This window comes from Thalassotalea sp. 1_MG-2023 (genome assembly GCF_030546745.1).
GTDB lineage: Bacteria > Pseudomonadota > Gammaproteobacteria > Enterobacterales > Alteromonadaceae > Thalassotalea_C.
Map to the genome: position 1 here is coordinate 136,761 of NZ_JAUOPD010000004.1, position 17,295 is coordinate 154,055.

Sequence of the window (17,295 nt, forward strand, 5' to 3'; positions counted from 1 at the left end):
ATTTAGACCTTATGTTTAAAAAATTAAGAGGCATGTTTTCAAACGATTTATCAATCGATTTAGGAACAGCAAATACACTCATTTATGTTAAAGAACAAGGCATCGTACTTAACGAGCCATCCGTAGTTGCTATTCGTCAAGACAGAGCCGGTGGTTCAAAAAGTGTTGCCGCAGTGGGAACCGCTGCAAAACAAATGTTAGGTCGTACGCCTGGTAATATTGAGGCTATTCGTCCGATGAAAGACGGCGTAATCGCTAACTTTTTCGTGACTGAAAAAATGTTGCAATACTTTATCAAGCAAGTACACAGCAATAATTTTTTACGTCCTAGCCCTCGAGTATTAGTGTGTGTGCCTTGTGGTTCTACACAAGTGGAACGTCGTGCTATTCGTGAGTCTGCATTAGGTGCTGGTGCGCGTGAAGTTTATCTTATTGATGAACCAATGGCAGCAGCTATCGGTGCTGGTATGCCAGTTTCTGAAGCAACAGGTTCAATGGTGGTTGATATAGGTGGCGGTACTACCGAAGTCGGTATTATTTCATTAAATGGTGTGGTGTATTCGTCATCAGTACGCATTGGTGGTGATAAGTTTGACGATGCGATCATTAATTATGTGCGTCGAAATTTTGGTAGTTTAATTGGTGAAGCAACGGCTGAACGCATTAAGCATGAAATAGGATCTGCTTACCCAGGTGAAGAGTTAATCGAAATAGAAGTACGTGGTCGTAACTTAGCAGAAGGGGTTCCACGTAGTTTCACGCTTAATAGCAATGAAATCTTAGAAGCATTACAAGAGCCGTTGACCGGTATTGTTAGCGCGATCATGGTAGCGTTAGAGCAATCACCGCCAGAACTAGCATCTGATATTTCAGAGCGCGGTATGGTACTAACAGGCGGCGGTGCATTATTGAAAGATTTAGATCGTTTATTAATGGAAGAAACCGGTATACCAGTTGTTGTTGCTGATGATCCTCTAACTTGTGTAGCACGAGGTGGTGGTAAAGCTCTAGAAATGATTGATATGCATGGGGGCGATCTGTTCGCATACGAGTAATAGCAAGTTTTATGCTGACTATTTATTACACTTTATAGCTGCGTTAAAAGTACTCATTGATAATAATCAACGCTGTACTTTTTCTTGTTTTAGCGTGTACAACCCACGCATAAATCGACGCTAAATGGACCAGATAATAGTACATTACGCGCGATTAAATTTAACAACAAAGAGAAACTATATTCTCGATGAATCCTATATTTAAACATGGACCTTCTCCACAGCACCGGCTAGTTCTGGTGCTGTTTTGTTCTGCGCTATTGATATTTTTTGATCATAAAATGAATAGCTTCGAGTTTGTTCGGGGTTATTTACAGTCAATGGTAAGCCCACTGCAATACTTAGCAACAACACCTAAACAAGCGATTGATTGGGCAGTAGAGAATTTAACGACACGCCAACACTTGATTGAAGAAAACCAGCGGCTCAAATCAAATGAGCTTCAATTTCAAGAGCAAGCGATGCAACTTAACATTCTGAAGCAAGAAAATGACAGATTACGTTCATTATTGTCATCGCCTGTGCGAAAAGATGCTAAGAAAATGGTAGCTGAGATTCTATCTGTCGATAGTGATCCATACTCCCATCAAGTGGTGATTAACCGAGGTGCTAATGATGGAGTATTTGAAGGACAAGCAATCATTGATGAAAAAGGCATTGTTGGCCAAATATTGCATGTTGGCACCATTACCAGCCGAGTAATATTAATTACCGATGTTACCCATGCCGTGCCTGTTCGTATTCGACGAAACGGCATTCGCATGGTTGCAAATGGTACTGGTACGATTGACCGATTAGTGCACAATTTTGTACCACACAGCACAGATGTTGTGGTGGGTGACTTATTGGTAACATCAGGACTAGGTGGTAAATACCCGGAAGGTTACCCTGTTGCTAAAGTTGTAGCGGTTAAAATGGATGAGTCTAGGCCGTTTGCGCAGGTTCAAAGTGAACCAGTAGCGCAAATTAATCGCTTACGCTACGTATTGTTATTATGGCCAGAGAAGCCAACAGCTATCTTTTCAAGTAAAGATGCACTAACAGCCATACCGGAGAATGAAAATGCTGGCTCATAACGGTATTATAATCCTCTTAACGTTATTAGTGGCGATAGTCGGCTCTATTATGCCACTACCATTAAATGTTGATGCTTTTAGACCTGATTGGGTGTTGGTGGTATTACTTTATTGGACCTTAGCATTACCAAGTAGAATAAATGTGATCACGGCCTGGTTTATGGGGTTTTTACTTGATGTACTTTTAGGCTCCGTATTAGGAGTACACGCGGCAGCAATGGCGTTATGTGTGTATATTGTTGCAGGAAACTTCCAAAAAATTCGTAACTTTTCAGTTTGGCAGCAAGCACTTATTGTTGGTGTGTTATCAGCTTTATATCACTTGTTGGTGTTTTGGTTTCAACGTTTCTTAACCGATATTATCTTTTTACCAAGTTACTTATATCCTGTGATCACCACAATTATTTTATGGCCTTGGGCTTTTTTATTATTACGAAAAATACGCCGGCATTTTGGTATTAAATAACAGGAGTGTGCATGTCACAACTGTACTCATTGATTTTAGCCTCGCAATCTCCACGACGAAAAGCATTTCTTTCGCAATTAGGCTATCAATTTGAAAGTATTAGCCCAGATATAGATGAATCGTTAAAACCGCAAGAAACACCCCATGATTATGTGGCACGTTTAGCGTTAGAAAAAGCACAAAGTATTGCTAAGAAATCTGCCGATGCAACTGTTGTTATCGGCTCTGATACTTGTGTTGTTTACCAACAACGTATTTTAGGAAAGCCAGAAAACCTACAACAATGCCGGGAATATTTGTTGTTACTGTCGGGGACAACTCATCAAGTATATACTGGAGTAGCGGTTGTTCAGCAAGCATTAAGCAAAACATCAGTAGTGTGTACCCATGTGGAATTTGATGAGATATCTGATGCCGAAATAAACGCTTATTGGCAAAGTGGTGAACCTAAAGATAAAGCAGGTGGCTATGGTATTCAGGGAATAGGCGGTCAATTTGTTAAGACAATCAATGGCAGTTATTCTTCTGTTGTTGGCTTACCGTTATGTGAAACCAAACAATTATTAACACAGTTTAATATCTTTACACCCTTCAATAGCACGACTACCAAATAAAGGAAGTTAAATGGCCGGTGAATTACTGATCAATGTAACCCCCAGTGAAACGCGAGTAGCGCTTATCGAAAATGGTGTGCTTCAAGAAGTGCATGTTGAACGAGAAGCTAAGCGTGGTCTAGTTGGTAATATTTATCTTGGCAAAGTGATTAGAGTGCTACCTGGCATGCAAGCAGCTTTCGTTGATATTAACTTAGATAAAGCTGCCTTTTTACATGCTTCAGATATTAATTCTTCATTAATACTTAATGAAGAAAGTAATGGCGATCAAGTGCCTGATATTAGAAGTTTAGTGCATGAAGGACAGCATATTGTTGTACAAGTAGTTAAAGATCCATTAGGCACAAAAGGTGCTCGATTAACGACTGATATTACAGTAGCAGCACGTTATCTGGTTTTAATGCCTAATGCTAGTCATGCAGGTATTTCCCAACGAATTGAAGATGTAGAAGAGCGAAAGCGGCTGCGTGAGATAGTGCAACCGTATTGTGAAGAAGATCACGGCTTTATTGTACGTACGGCCGCAGAAGGAGCTGGCGAAAAAGAATTGCAACACGATGCAGAATTTCTTTGTCGTGTTTGGTCAAAAGTGATGGAACGTAAAAAACGTAAACAAACTAAAGTTGCTATCTATCAAGATTTACCGCTCGCGTTTAGAGTTATTCGGGACTTTGTCGGGGTTTCGTTAGAGCGAATTAGGGTTGATTCTAAATTAACCTTTGATCAATTGGGTGAATTTACACAAGAGTTTGTGCCAGAACTTACGCCAGTAATGGAGTATTACCCTGGTGAGCGGCCTATTTTTGACCTGTTTGATGTTGAGAATGAGATTCAGCGAGCCTTACATCGAAAAATTGAATTAAAATCTGGCGGCTATTTGATTATCGATCAAACAGAAGCGATGACCACCATTGATATCAATACAGGTGCCTTTGTTGGACATCGAAATTTAGAAGAAACCATTTTTAATACCAACATCGAAGCAACACAAGCGATTGCCAGACAATTAAGATTACGGAACTTAGGTGGGATCATTATTGTCGACTTTATAGATATGCATAATGAAGATCACCAAAGACGTGTGTTGCATAGTTTAGATGTAGCGATGGCTCGCGATAATGTTAAATATAGTCTTTCAGACTTTTCGGCTTTAGGGCTTGTTGAAATGACTCGCAAAAGAACTCGTGAAAGCTTAGAGCATATACTGTGCGGAGAATGCCCTGTTTGCGATGGTCGTGGCTATTTAAAAACGGTTGAAACCGTCTGTTTTGAAATACTACGTGAAATTGTTCGGGTTAATCGTGCGTATGATACCGATAAGTTTATTGTTTACGCATCAACAGCCGTTAGCGAATCGTTAGTGAACGATGAATTTCATAATCTTGCTGAACTTGAAGTTTTTATCGGCAAGCAAATTAAAGTGCAGACTGAGATCATGTATAATCAGGAACAGTTTGATGTCGTCATGATGTAATTATGCGTGATTAGCTTTCATGTTAGACATGGAGTACGACCAACAAAACAGGGAGTTACGTTGACGTTAAGCAAGGATACCGTAAAACTTACCTAAAGAGGTGAACGAATTTAGATGATGAGAGTATCGAAGGTTTCCAATCGTTGGTTAAACCGAGCATACAAAATATTGGCTATTTTATTGGTCATATTTGCTGTGCTGATAAGCTCGTTACGTCTATTTTTACCTTACGCTCATAATTATCGTCAGCATTTACAAGACTATATTAATAATACCTATAACAGCCATATTGTTATCGGTAATTTAAATATGGGCTGGTTGAGCTCAGGCCCCAGTTTAATTGCTGAAAATGTAAGTGTTTTGCAAACCGAAGGTGCTGAAATTTATATTGAAGCCTTTGATGTCAGTGTCGACTTTTGGCGAAGTATAAAACAGCGTAATATTGTCACTAAAGATCTATCATTAAATGGGGTCAGAGTACTTTTTGATCAGCAAGCGTTTTCCAGTAATTCTACAAGCAATACTAAATTAGTAAAAAATGCATCAAGGCTTTTTTTAAAGCAAATAAACCGCTTTTCTGTGCAAAACAGCCAAATAATCTACCGTGATGAGAAAGGTGAAAGAACGTTCTTAATCAAGGAACTGTATTGGGCAAATAATGGTTTGTCGCATAAAGCTAAAGGTAAGGTGGTGTTAGACGGACTAACCTCGAATACCTTACAATTTAATATGGCTATTCATGGTGAGAAACTTCGTGACATGCAAGGTAAGCTTTATTTACAAGCGAACCAGCTCAATATTACCCCTTGGTTAGATAAAGTGTTCGCCATTGAAGATGAAAATACTCATGCCTCGATTAATTTTGATGCATGGTTAGCTATTAAAAATGGTAAGGCTGATCAATTACAAGTGTCGTTAGGTGACAATCAAATCGCTTGGCAACATCAAAATGCGATAAAAACATTGAATATTACGCAAGGGCAATTGGTGTTTGATAATCTATCAACAACTGAAAGGCTTCATGTGTATTCTAACAATATTTTAATTCGCACCGATGAGCAACAGTGGCAGCCATTCGTTGTTGATGTAAAACGCAACAATGGTAATTTAATCGGCAGTATTTCTCAGTTAGATATTGGTGGGGTCAATGATTTATTACCGTTATTTATTGAGCAAAAAGAAATACGTTCAACACTTGAGGCGATAAACCCGAGCGGGCAAATAACGAAAATTGTTTTTCAGCAGTCAAAAGACGATATAAAAGCAACGGCAAATTTTTCACAGTTTCAATCACAATACAGTGATGGCATACCTGCTATTTCTGGGCTTTCTGGTGAGGTTGCTTTTCATAACGATACGATGAAAGTGGCACTGGATGGTCAACAAGGAGTCGTTGATTTTGCAGAGCATTTTGATGCGCCAATTACTTTTGAACGGCTATTAGGGAATGTTGTAGTAAGGAAACAAGCAGAACAATGGAAGATATCTTCAACTGACCTGGTGCTTGATTCATCCAAAATAAAAGTAAATGCTGCACTGGGAATCACTGTTTCGCCAGAGAAAGACACTGAAATGTCATTAGTAGCTAATGCTTCTGAGCTTAATGTTGTTGATGCTCCTTCATTATATCCATCATTGTTGATGGGTGAGAATTTGGTTGGCTACTTAAACGGTGCACTTAAAAAAGGTAACATTTCACAGGCGAAAATACTGTTTAATGGACCATTAGCAAAATTTCCGTTTGATCATAATGAAGGTATTTTTAACGTAAGTGCTGAACTTGAAAATGCCAGTTTTATCTTCAATGAAAGCTGGCCTGCAATCCAACATTTTGCAGCAAATTTAAATTTCACCAATAATAAAATGTTGATCACAGGAAGATCAGGTACGTTAAATGGATTGGATGTTACCGGAGTTACGGCTTCAATAGATTCTTTATCACATGATCAAGTGTTAAACGTTGCAGCCGAAATTGCACAAGCAGACCCTGCTTTAGTAACGAACCTGATGCTAACTAGTCCCCTTGATGAAAGTGTTGGCGCAGTATTAGAACAGGTGAATGTTAAACAAAATATCGCGGCAACATTTTCACTTTCATTACCGCTTAACAATGTCGATGCGACCTTAGCAAAAGGTAATATTAGATTTAATGATAATGACGTAGCCTTGAAGTCGCCGGAAATGCTATTTAGTGGGTTAAATGGACAGTTGACGTTTGAAAATGAAAAAATTAATACAAAAGGTTTAACAGCAAATTGGCGAGGTATGCCGCTATCGTTTGAGGTAAAAGGAATTCAGAACCCTCTACATTATGAAACAGAAATAAATATCTCTGCTTTATGGCCAGAAAACGCATGGTTAGCGCAATTACCTACACTGATGAAACCGTATGGTGAAGGTCTATTAGCTTGGCAAGGGCAATTAGTGCTAAATAACTTTGATGATGGTGAATTTAACTATCACTTAACCGTTGATTCAACCTTAGAAGGAACAACACTTAATTTACCAACCCCATTTAACAAAGGGGAGCAAGAAATCACGAAGAGTAAAGTGATTGTTAATGGTGATTTGGAAGAATCGACCATTGATGCAATGATCGGTGAACAGTTGGCCTTTTATGGCAAACTAAATCATCAACAAATCAATTTCAATCAGTCACATTTGATTTTAGGTGATGAACCCATGTCACTTCCTAAAACAGGGTTTCATGTGACAACCTCACTAGCTTCGGCCAGCGTTAACGAATGGCAGCCATTTATTACCGACTTATTAGCGAGTATAGCGTTACTAAACACCGAAAATAATCAACACACTAGTCCTTTATTGCCTTCACCAGATATTATTCGCGGGAATATTGCGCAGGTAGATGTATATGGCGAAGAACTGAACGGTGTATCTTTTGATTTGGCCGATCAAACAAGTTGGTGGCAGCTTACGCTAACCAGTAAAGAAGCCCGAGGAGAAGTCAAAATATTTCCCGAGTTACTGACACAGGGGATAGACATAAATGCCGATTATATTCGAATTGCTACGGAAAAACCTTTATTCAATGCTAAAGAGTCAAACGTAACGGAACAGCTTGCAAAAGATAATATAATTGATAACGCAGACCAACAATTAAACCAGAAGATTTTTGAAAACATGCCACCAATTCGTTTTTCTTGCGGTGATTGTCAATATGCTAATTTATCTTTTGGAAAAGTCGACTTTTTATTAAATCGAATGAGTGATAATAAGTTAGTCATTGAAAATTTTGTTGCCAAAAGAAAAGGTAATCAGTTGGCATTTGATGCTAGCTGGGAAGTGCAAGGCGAACATTCGATTACGGATATCATTGGACGCTTTGATAGCAACGATATTGAAAGAGAATTTGAGCGTTTAGGTCTATCATCAACCGTAGCTGACAGCGGTTTGGAAGCTTCCTTTGCCGTTAATTGGTTAGGTGGTCCCCATAATTTTGCCGTGAGTAATTTTAATGGGGATATCAAAGCCGAACTTGACGAAGGTGTGTTAAAGGAAGTTCCTGATCAAGCCAGAGCTTTTTCAATACTTAGCTTGCAATCATTAGTCAGAAAGTTAAGGTTCGACTTTCGTGATATGTTTTCTGATGGCATGTTTTATAGTGAAATAAAAGGTGATTATCATATTAAAGATGGCATTGTTTATACAAAAAACACCTTTATGAAAGGGGCTGCAGGTGATTTAAGTGTTAAAGGTAATACTGATTTAACGACTCAAAAGCTAGATTACCGAATGTCATACCAGCCCAATGTTACCTCCAGCCTTCCCGCTATCGCATGGATTGCAACGTTGAACCCTGTCACGTTTTTAGCTGGCGTGGCGATAGATGGTGTTATAACCTCTCAAGTACCAGTTGAGTACCAGTTTGCGTTAACGGGTGATATTGCTAAACCAAATTTTCAACAGATAAATAAAAAGACTAAACACATAAGTGTTGGGCAAGACTCTCCTCCTCAAATTGTTGAAAATTTACCAGAGCAAGCATCAGAGCAAAAAATTGAAGGGGTACTAAACCCAGAAACAGGGCTGATAGAACCAGTCAAAAAAGATCAAATGGAACGGCCAAATGGTTAATATATCTGCGATTCAATTAACAACAGCACCAGATGTTGCAACAAATTTAACGGTTATTGAGCAACAACTGAGTACATTAACAGCCAGCACTAATCAACAACATATAGTGGTGTTACCTGAATGTTGTTTATATTTTGGCGGTAAAGATTCTCAGCAACTCGCTTTAGCAAGGCAAACCTGTAATGATGATGCCTTAAGAGTCGCTTTAGCAACGTTAGCTAAAAAGTATGGAGTTTGTTTAATTGCAGGCAGTGTGCCCTTGTATCAAGCGAAGGAAGATAAATTCACCAATAGTTGTTGCGTGTTTAACGCAGCTGGTGACGAAGTTGCTCAATACGATAAGTTACATTTATTTGATGTTGAAGTTCAAGACAGTGAAAAACACTATTTAGAGTCAAAATATACCTTGGCGGGTAATAAGGTTGTCACCGTAGACATAGCAGGTATCACTGTTGGACTTACTATTTGTTACGATCTTCGTTTCCCCGAATTATTTAGACAGTTGCGAAACAAAGGCGCACAAGTTATCACTGTGCCGAGTGCATTCACTAAAGTCACCGGTGAAGCACATTGGCTTGCACTATTACGCGCACGAGCGATAGAAAATCAAGTGTATATTGTTGCAGCGGGTCAATACGGCACGCACAGCAATGGTAGAGAAACATATGGGCATAGTATAATTATTGATCCATGGGGAGAAATTATTGAACAGCTTCCTGAAGGTATTGGGCATATTACGGCGCAAATAGATACCGCAAAAATTACACAGGTAAGAAAAGCAATACCTGTTCAAACTCACAACAAATTTACAACGAAGTTAATCAATCATGAATGAAGTTGAACAAGATTTATTAGGTAAAGGCCAAATAGATCAAGGTTTTATAACCGATATATTATCTGGTATTAATCAGACTAACATTGACCTTGCTGATTTATATTTTCAATCAAGCGCCCATGAATCTTGGCTACTAGAAGATGGCGTTGTTAAAGAAGGCTCCTATAATATTGAACGAGGGGTAGGCGTAAGAGCAGTTTCAGGTGAAAAAACTGGCTTCTCATATTCCGATGATATTTCGGCTCAAGCGATTATAAAAGCTGCCGATGCCGCTAAAGGCATCGTGAAAGCTGAACAATCTGGAAAAATTAAAGTATTTAATAAGCAACCTGTTGTGCAAATTTATAGCGATATAGATCCGTTAGGTAGTTTGACTCAAGAGCAAAAAATTACCTTGTTACATGAAGTTGAAGCACATGCTAGGCAACAAGATGAACGTGTAAAGCAGGTTATTGTTAGCTTATCTGGGGTCTATGAAAAAATATTAGTTGCCGCTAACGATGGCACTTATGCCACCGATATTCGCCCGCTAGTTCGATTAAATTGTTCAGTACTTGTTGAAAGTGATGGTAAACGTGAGCGCGGTAGTGCTGGTGGTGGCGCGCGAACAGATTACAGCTATTTTTTCGAAGCGGAAGGTGACCAACCACGCTACCTTGAATATGCTCAGGAAGCGGTAAGGCAAGCGCTAGTTAATTTAGTGGCGATTGACTCTCCAGCTGGCACATTACCTGTGGTGCTAGGAGCTGGCTGGCCGGGCGTTTTACTGCATGAAGCTGTTGGTCACGGTTTAGAAGGCGACTTTAACCGCAAAGGATCATCTGCATTTTCTGGAAAAATCGGTCAACAAGTTACCTCTGAACACTGTACGATTGTTGATGATGGCACATTGGCTAATCGCCGAGGTTCTATGAATATTGATGATGAAGGTGTGCCGGCTCAATACAATACCTTGATCGAAAAAGGCATTTTAAAAGGATATATGCAAGATAAGCATAATGCTGCATTAATGGGTGTAAAAGCTACAGGTAATGGACGTCGTGAGTCTTATGCGCATTTACCGATGCCACGGATGACAAACACTTACATGCTTGCAGGACAGCATTCTCCCACTGATATCATAAAGTCCGTTAAAAAAGGAATTTATGCCCCACACTTTGCAGGGGGGCAGGTTGATATTACCTCAGGTAAATTTGTGTTTACCAGTTCAGAAGCCTATTTAATTGAAGATGGTGTGATCACCTCGCCAATTAAAGGGGCAACACTAATTGGTAGCGGACCTGAAGCTATGAAAAAAGTCAGCATGGTAGGGAATGATCTCGAATTAGACCCTGGAATTGGCGTGTGCGGCAAAGATGGGCAAAGCGTTCCAGTCGGTGTGGGACAACCAACGTTAAAAGTAGATGAAATGACTATAGGCGGCACGCAATAACGCTGTCGCCTTCTATGAGAGCGCAAACAAGCGCTTTCTTAGGTGTTAACCAAATAACGTATCTTAGCACTCCTTGGTATTATTCAGCATAATCAACGTTTAGATTTTAGTGATTGCTAATAATCGATAAATTTTCTTTTTTACATTCATTGCAGCTATCTGTGTAATGTTATATTATCACGGCCATGAAGTTGAACATGCGCCTTTTCAAAAAATTTAAACACGTATCAATGAGTGCCTTTTTGTCACTTATTATGCTGTTCTCTTTTGCTACTCATAGCCATGATACTTCTACAGATCTTCAAGTTTTTGAACAGTTAGATTGCAAGCTTTGTCAGCAAAAAGCCGACCCTGCTTACCGCCCTGTAACCATTGCCAATACGAACATTGGCCAATATTCGGCGCCCTGTCTTAATAAACACGTAATGCTCGCTGCACTACCAACTTATGTAAAACCATCGCAACGTGCACCGCCTACACCTTAGTACTCCCTTATTTTTAAACAAACCTTATTTTAATTAAATTTTTGATTGAACGAGCATCGTCTTACGCCGAGGTTTATGCCTTGTGCGATGATGACCTTTGCGCATTTCGTTCATATACTCATAAATGTACAGGAATATTATGAAACTTTTCCCCGTAGTGACGCTATTCACGTTGTCGTCAGCATCCTCTATTGTTTTTGCCGCTCAACAAGTCTCGGGCATAGTAAAAAATGCAAGTGGTGAACCAATTCAATACGCTAAAGTTGCGATTGTAAACAGTAAAAAAGTTGTTCTAACGGATGAATTTGGTAGGTTTACCTTTACAGGGATAGAGTCAGGCAACGTTGAATTACATGTGAGTGCGAAAAATTTTGCGCATCAGAATCAAAAAATCACCTTATCATCTGACAACAGAACAAAAATTAATTTCTCATTAAAACCCAGTGTGATGGAAGTGGTAGATGTGCATGCAACACCATTACATTCTTCTACCATCGAATCTGCATTGCCAGTAAATGTTATTGCTAGCGATGAACTACGAACGAAACAAGCATCAACGTTAGGTGAAACACTTAAAAATGAAGTGGGTGTGCATTCTACTTATTTCGGCCCTGTTTCTAGTAGCCCAATTATCCGCGGGTTAGATGGCCCTCGCGTTTTAATCACGCAAAATGGCCTAGATGTAGGTGATGCCTCACGTGTTGGTCCAGATCATGTTGTGTCGACAGAATCTGCTACCGCACAACAAATTGAAGTATTACGTGGCCCAGCAACGTTATTTTATGGCAGTGGTGCCATTGGTGGCGTTGTAAACGTTGTTGATAACCGAGTACCAAAACAGCTTGGCGATGAATTTAGCTATTTAGCGAAACACAACACAGTGGCATCAGAAGACGAGCTGAGTTTAATGGCTAATACTTCTGTAGGCAATATGGCGTTTCATGTTGATGGTTTTTGGCGAGATGGCGATGATTACAAAATACCCGGTTATGCGGAGCTGGAGCACGACGAAGATCATGATGAACATAGTGAAGAGCACGACCATGATCATGAAGAAGAACATGAAGAGCATGCGCAAGAAAAAGGTATTTTAGCCAATAGTGCCTCTAAGTCTTCTGGCTTTACCATTGGTACAAGTTTTATTCTTGATGAAGGCTTTATTGGCTTTTCATACGGAAAAAGCAATCGTGAATACGGAATACCAGGGCACAGCCATGGAGAAGAGCACGAAGAAGATCATGAAGAACACGAAGAAGGCCATGATGATCATGAAGAAGAGCTTGAGGTTCACGAAGAAAATGTTTGGGGTGATTTAACCCAAGAACGTTTACAGTTTTTAAGTGAATTGAACTTCAATAAAGGCTTTGTTAATAAAGTTGCGAGCAAATTATCTTATACAGACTACCAGCATAAAGAAATTGAGGGTGATGAAGTTGGCACTGTTTTTAACAGTGAGATGTTAGAGGCTCGCTTTGATATCTTTCATAATGAAATGTTTGGATGGAAAGGTGCTTGGACACTTCACTACAAAACCAATGACTTTGAAGCTATTGGCGCGGAAGCCTTTACGCCGCCATCAGAAACGAGCTCTGTTGCATTAGCTTGGTTAGAAGAGCGTCATTTTGATGATCTTCTCGTACAGCTTGGCGCACGTATTGAGCATGTAGAAGTTAGTGCGCAAAATGATGAATCGCATGACGAAGATGAACATGATGATGAGCACCATCATGATGAAGACGAATTAACAACTCAAGATTTTACGCCAGTAAGTTTATCAGCAGGTTTCGTATGGGATTATCAGCCAGGGTATAACATTGGCTTATCATTAGCCTATTCGCAACGAGCACCTTCTGCAGCAGAGTTATTTTCAAATGGTCCGCATATAGGCACCAATACGTTTGAAAAGGGGGCGATTTACTCATTGCACAATGATCACTTCCATATCGAACAAGAAGGTATTGAACTAGAAACGGCAACGAACATAGATTTAACTTGGCGCAAATTTGAAGGTGACTTAGGCTTCGTGCTTGGTGCGTTTTATAATCAGGTTGATGATTATTTTTATCAAACCAATACTGGACTTTTTGTTGAAACACATCACGAACATGGTGATCATGAAGAAGAGCATGATGAACACGAAGAAGAACATCATGAAGATGAAGAAGATCATCATGATGAGTTTTCAGATGAAGGCTTGCCTGTTTATGTGTATCAACAACGTGACGTTGAAATGTACGGTGTTGAAGCTGAGGTGATTTATCAATGGACATCAAACCTTCGCTCAAATGTGTATGCTGACTATACGCGTGCTAAATTAAAATCAGGTGGTAATTTACCACGTATACCACCAATGAGAGTTGGTGCAACCATTGATTATATGGCGCAAAACTATAGTGCCCAATTGTCTGTTAATCATTATTTTGATCAAGATGATATTTCTCAATACGAAGAAGAAACAGCCGGTTATACGTTAGTTGATGCGCATGTGAACTATTATTTAGACGGTATTGGCGATGATTTCGTTTTATTTGTTAAGGGTAACAACCTTACAGATGAAGATGCGCGTGTGCATACATCATTTTTAAAGAATGTAGCACCTTTGCCGGGTAGAGGTATTGAATTAGGAATTCGAGGCAGTTTTTAATAAGCTTTTCTAAGTGGTATCGCGAGTAATGTAGAAACTCATCGGCTTCATTACTCGCGTATTGTTCAAAAAGCGCTTAACAAAGACAAACCTTAACTATGGTAGCATCAAAGCTTAATGTTTATGCATATCAAAGATAAAGGTAAGCCTCTAAGTAGAGCGGCTTACCTTGCTAAACGAGGTGAATGCCACTTTCAGAGAGGGTGACTTTTCCCTGCTTTAATAAATTTCCAACGGCAGCTTTATAGGTTTTTTTACTGACTCCAAACGTTTTTGAAATTTCTGCAGGCGTACTTTTGTCATGTATATGACAATAGCCATCATGTTGCTTAAGGTAATTTAATAACTGTGTGTTAAAATCGACCACTTTACTTTTGCCAGCACGCGATAAGCTGAGGTCTAATCGGCCATCTTCACGCACGTTTTTGATAAAGGCTTTTAGCTTTTGACCAACTCTCAAAGGTTTAAAAATTTCATTTTGATATAGCAATCCCCAATGTTTGTGGTTGATTATGGCCTTAAAACCTAAATCAGTTTTACCACCTATAACAATGTCAACCTCTTGCCATTGTTGATAGTCTGCTGGCCAGATATCTAAAAACTTATCTAATTTGCTTGAAGCTACTAATCTACCAGTTGTTTCATCAACAAAAACATACACTAAATAGGACTTTCCCTGTTCCATTTTACGATATTGTAAATTGAACGGCACTAGTAAATCTTTAGGTAGCCCCCAATCTAAAAATGCGCCTAATTTATTGGTTTGTTTCACCCGTAAATATGCAAACTGTTCAGCTTGAACAAAAGGTTTGCTGGTTGTTGCTGTTATTTGCTCACTTGCATCGCGATATAAAAATACCTCAACCGTAGATTGTTCATCTTGTAAAGTGGGTACTTGTTTATTGGGTAAGAAAAGCTGGCCGAAGGCTTGCCCATCAAGCACTAGCCCTTTATCTGACTTTTCTAAAATTGTTAATTGATTAAATTGACCAAGTGAAGCCATAAATACCTGCAAGCGACGATTGAAAAAACATTGGTTAGTATACCTGACTCCTCACCTTAAGGCTTGGAAATCACCGTAGATTTTGCAGAAATATATTCGCTATGGCGTAAATGCAATAAATCTGCAATACGTCTAATGGTATGTTCTTCAATGGCATCAATATGATCATCTGCGTTTGCTAATTGCCAGAGTAATGCAATTATCTTTATTTTATCTTCTGGTTGATAATGATGATTAACAATAGACGTGAATCGATGGAAGTCATTGGCGTGTTCACATAATTCAATCGCTTGATTAATTAACGAATCTGCCGAGGATTCATCAAGTGAAAACTTCTCTCTTACTAATTTGGATAATTGCGTTTGTTCTTGTTGGTTCATTAAACCATCAGCTCTGATCACTTCACAAAGCAATACAGTACATGCAAGCTCTATTGTGATGGATTCTTCAATCGCAGAATCGTCACCTTGTTGTATTGATGTTAAAAAAGCAGAGATTTTGTCAAACATACTATTGGTCCTCTTTTTAATTCCCTTCCTATGTTAAGAGTATTCCTAATGATAACAAGTTTAGAGTGTAATTAATTATTTGTGGATTAAGGTCTGTGATCCCTATACATGTGTTTTTTACTTTCGGTGTTAAACAACCTTGTTTGCATATTGAATTTTTGTTTTAACTTTTAAGTAGCTGTTTTACAATGAGCCTAATTAAAATGACAGCGTTGTCTTTTTTGGGTTCGAAAAATAGGAATAATATGACACAACAAGTAGCAGGGGTGCAGCCACCCAAGAAAAAACGGTTATTATCGATAGATGCATTACGTGGCTTTGACATGTTTTGGATTTTGGGCGGTGAAAAGCTGTTTTTGGCCTTTTTTGTGATCACTGGTTGGTCTTTCTTTCACTTTTGGGCAAAGCAAATGGAGCATTCTACTTGGCACGGCTTCACTGCTTATGATCTTATTTTTCCATTGTTCATCTTTTTATCAGGGGTTAGTTTAGGTATCGCGGCAAAACCATTATCTACTTACCCGCCTGAAAAAGCCAAAGCAACCTTACATCACGGGATCAAACGTTTAGCGTTATTATTATTATTTGGTGTGATATACAACCATGCTTGGGGTCGAGGCTTACCGGTAAATATTGACGACGTTCGCTTTGCAAGTGTATTAGGTCGTATTGGCATTTCATGGTTTGTTGCAGCGTTACTGGTTTGGTATGTCAGTGAAAAAACTCAGTGGTTTGTTGCTGGTGGCATTCTTATCGGTTATTGGTTGCTTCTAGAGTTCGTAACCTTAGGCGGCTATGGCGGTGGTAATTTCACTGCAGAAGGAGCAATCAATGTTTGGTTTGACCAGCATTTACTACCGGGAACAACATATCGTAATTTACCATTAGATCCAGAAGGGTTATTGTCAAATGTTACCTCTATTGTAAATGCATTGATTGGGGTGTTTGTTGGCCGCTTTATGATTAACAATATTCAGCAATCTAAAAAGCTTATAATCACACTATTGCTGATTGGCTGTGGTTGTATTGCCTTAGGTTATCTATGGGATATAGTCTTTCCAATCAATAAAACCTTATGGACAAGTTCGTTTGTGTTAGTAACTACTGGCTATAGCATTTTATTACTCACCTTATTTTATTTACTCATTGATGTGATTGGCTTAACAACATGGGCTAAGTTCTTTGCGGTCATAGGCACAAATTCGATCATTGTCTATCTAGCATCGAGTTTAATTAATTGGAAGTACACCAGCACAAGCCTTTTTGGTGGTTTGATCAAGGTTGCTCCTGCTGGTTGGCAAGATGTGATCTTGTTTGGCGGCATGCTGCTTATACAATGGTTGATACTCTACTGGTTATATTGTCGAAAAATTTTTATAAAAGTTTAATATTTAGTTAAATTCACCACATTGAAAAAAGAGCGTTTTAAACGCTCTTTTTTATTAGATAAAAATCAGACTGAGACTTATTGTTAACTTATTGTTTTTATATGATTAAATATTTATTTCTGTGATTTTGACTCTCTATTAGTAGAAACGGCGCGATCTTTGTAACAAGCATTTACAACTTTTATAATCGTACTTTTGTGTAATTCGTTATCATAATGA

At 38.9% G+C, this 17,295-nt stretch carries 13 protein-coding genes; 11 read left to right on the forward strand and 2 right to left on the reverse strand.

Annotated elements, in window-relative coordinates; all coding sequences use genetic code 11:
* Positions 1 to 11: 11 nt before the first annotated feature.
* From Q4489_RS04730 to Q4489_RS04775, 10 genes are all read left to right on the forward strand, one after another.
* Complete coding sequence (locus Q4489_RS04730) at positions 12 to 1,055, forward strand: rod shape-determining protein (RefSeq protein WP_074500290.1); 1,044 nt, start codon at positions 12 to 14, stop codon at positions 1,053 to 1,055.
* A gap of 188 nt (positions 1,056 to 1,243) precedes the next feature.
* On the forward strand, positions 1,244 to 2,131 hold the full coding sequence (gene mreC / locus Q4489_RS04735; protein ID WP_303477750.1) for a rod shape-determining protein MreC: 888 nt from the start codon (positions 1,244 to 1,246) through the stop codon (positions 2,129 to 2,131).
* Positions 2,118 to 2,597 carry a rod shape-determining protein MreD gene (mreD, locus tag Q4489_RS04740; protein ID WP_303477751.1) on the forward strand — a complete coding sequence of 160 codons (480 nt, stop codon included), beginning with the start codon at positions 2,118 to 2,120 and terminating at the stop codon, positions 2,595 to 2,597. The genes mreC and mreD overlap by 14 nt, the downstream gene beginning before the upstream one ends.
* Before the next feature lie 11 nt (positions 2,598 to 2,608).
* A complete protein-coding gene (locus tag Q4489_RS04745) occupies positions 2,609 to 3,211 on the forward strand; it encodes a nucleoside triphosphate pyrophosphatase (RefSeq protein WP_303477753.1) in 603 nt (200 codons plus the stop codon).
* A gap of 10 nt (positions 3,212 to 3,221) precedes the next feature.
* Complete coding sequence (rng, locus tag Q4489_RS04750) at positions 3,222 to 4,685, forward strand: ribonuclease G (RefSeq protein WP_303477755.1); 1,464 nt, start codon at positions 3,222 to 3,224, stop codon at positions 4,683 to 4,685.
* Between the two features lie 114 nt (positions 4,686 to 4,799).
* Positions 4,800 to 8,780 carry a YhdP family protein gene (locus Q4489_RS04755; RefSeq protein ID WP_303477757.1) on the forward strand — a complete coding sequence of 1,327 codons (3,981 nt, stop codon included), beginning with the start codon at positions 4,800 to 4,802 and terminating at the stop codon, positions 8,778 to 8,780.
* Positions 8,773 to 9,615 (forward strand): carbon-nitrogen hydrolase family protein, encoded by an 843-nt coding sequence (locus tag Q4489_RS04760; protein WP_303477758.1) that lies wholly within the window; start codon positions 8,773 to 8,775, stop codon positions 9,613 to 9,615. The genes Q4489_RS04755 and Q4489_RS04760 overlap by 8 nt, the downstream gene beginning before the upstream one ends.
* Positions 9,608 to 11,047 carry a metalloprotease TldD gene (tldD, locus tag Q4489_RS04765; RefSeq protein WP_303477759.1) on the forward strand — a complete coding sequence of 480 codons (1,440 nt, stop codon included), beginning with the start codon at positions 9,608 to 9,610 and terminating at the stop codon, positions 11,045 to 11,047. Before Q4489_RS04760 ends, tldD begins: the two co-directional genes overlap by 8 nt.
* A gap of 197 nt (positions 11,048 to 11,244) precedes the next feature.
* On the forward strand, positions 11,245 to 11,532 hold the full coding sequence (locus Q4489_RS04770; RefSeq protein WP_303477761.1) for a hypothetical protein: 288 nt from the start codon (positions 11,245 to 11,247) through the stop codon (positions 11,530 to 11,532).
* A gap of 139 nt (positions 11,533 to 11,671) precedes the next feature.
* Positions 11,672 to 14,176 carry a TonB-dependent receptor gene (locus tag Q4489_RS04775; protein ID WP_303477762.1) on the forward strand — a complete coding sequence of 835 codons (2,505 nt, stop codon included), beginning with the start codon at positions 11,672 to 11,674 and terminating at the stop codon, positions 14,174 to 14,176.
* 172 nt (positions 14,177 to 14,348) lie between these two features.
* Here the strand turns inward: Q4489_RS04775 and Q4489_RS04780 are convergent, their stop codons facing one another.
* Positions 14,349 to 15,179, reverse strand: a complete 831-nt coding sequence (locus Q4489_RS04780) for a S1 RNA-binding domain-containing protein (protein WP_303477763.1) — start codon at positions 15,177 to 15,179, stop codon at positions 14,349 to 14,351.
* Between the two features lie 56 nt (positions 15,180 to 15,235).
* Positions 15,236 to 15,688: a TerB family tellurite resistance protein gene (locus Q4489_RS04785; RefSeq protein WP_303477764.1), complete on the reverse strand. Its 453-nt coding sequence runs from the start codon at positions 15,686 to 15,688 to the stop codon at positions 15,236 to 15,238.
* Positions 15,689 to 15,933: 245 nt separating this feature from the next.
* On the opposite strand from Q4489_RS04785, the gene nagX reads away from it, so the two are divergent.
* A complete protein-coding gene (nagX, locus tag Q4489_RS04790; RefSeq protein ID WP_303477765.1) occupies positions 15,934 to 17,076 on the forward strand; it encodes a transmembrane glucosamine N-acetyltransferase NagX in 1,143 nt (380 codons plus the stop codon).
* Positions 17,077 to 17,295: the final 219 nt, after the last annotated feature.

What these genes read in the sequence shown, in the direction of transcription:
- tldD (WP_303477759.1), top strand. Translation starts at nt 9,608, where the DNA reads ATGAATGAAGTTGAACAAGATTTATTAGGTAAAGGCCAAATAGATCAA.
- Q4489_RS04780 (WP_303477763.1), bottom strand. Translation starts at nt 15,179, where the DNA reads ATGGCTTCACTTGGTCAATTTAATCAATTAACAATTTTAGAAAAGTCA.
- Q4489_RS04730 (WP_074500290.1), top strand. Translation starts at nt 12, where the DNA reads ATGTTTAAAAAATTAAGAGGCATGTTTTCAAACGATTTATCAATCGAT.
- rng (WP_303477755.1), top strand. Translation starts at nt 3,222, where the DNA reads ATGGCCGGTGAATTACTGATCAATGTAACCCCCAGTGAAACGCGAGTA.
- Q4489_RS04745 (WP_303477753.1), top strand. Translation starts at nt 2,609, where the DNA reads ATGTCACAACTGTACTCATTGATTTTAGCCTCGCAATCTCCACGACGA.
- Q4489_RS04770 (WP_303477761.1), top strand. Translation starts at nt 11,245, where the DNA reads ATGCGCCTTTTCAAAAAATTTAAACACGTATCAATGAGTGCCTTTTTG.
- Q4489_RS04755 (WP_303477757.1), top strand. Translation starts at nt 4,800, where the DNA reads ATGATGAGAGTATCGAAGGTTTCCAATCGTTGGTTAAACCGAGCATAC.
- Q4489_RS04785 (WP_303477764.1), bottom strand. Translation starts at nt 15,688, where the DNA reads ATGTTTGACAAAATCTCTGCTTTTTTAACATCAATACAACAAGGTGAC.
- Q4489_RS04775 (WP_303477762.1), top strand. Translation starts at nt 11,672, where the DNA reads ATGAAACTTTTCCCCGTAGTGACGCTATTCACGTTGTCGTCAGCATCC.
- nagX (WP_303477765.1), top strand. Translation starts at nt 15,934, where the DNA reads ATGACACAACAAGTAGCAGGGGTGCAGCCACCCAAGAAAAAACGGTTA.
- Q4489_RS04760 (WP_303477758.1), top strand. Translation starts at nt 8,773, where the DNA reads ATGGTTAATATATCTGCGATTCAATTAACAACAGCACCAGATGTTGCA.
- mreC (WP_303477750.1), top strand. Translation starts at nt 1,244, where the DNA reads ATGAATCCTATATTTAAACATGGACCTTCTCCACAGCACCGGCTAGTT.
- mreD (WP_303477751.1), top strand. Translation starts at nt 2,118, where the DNA reads ATGCTGGCTCATAACGGTATTATAATCCTCTTAACGTTATTAGTGGCG.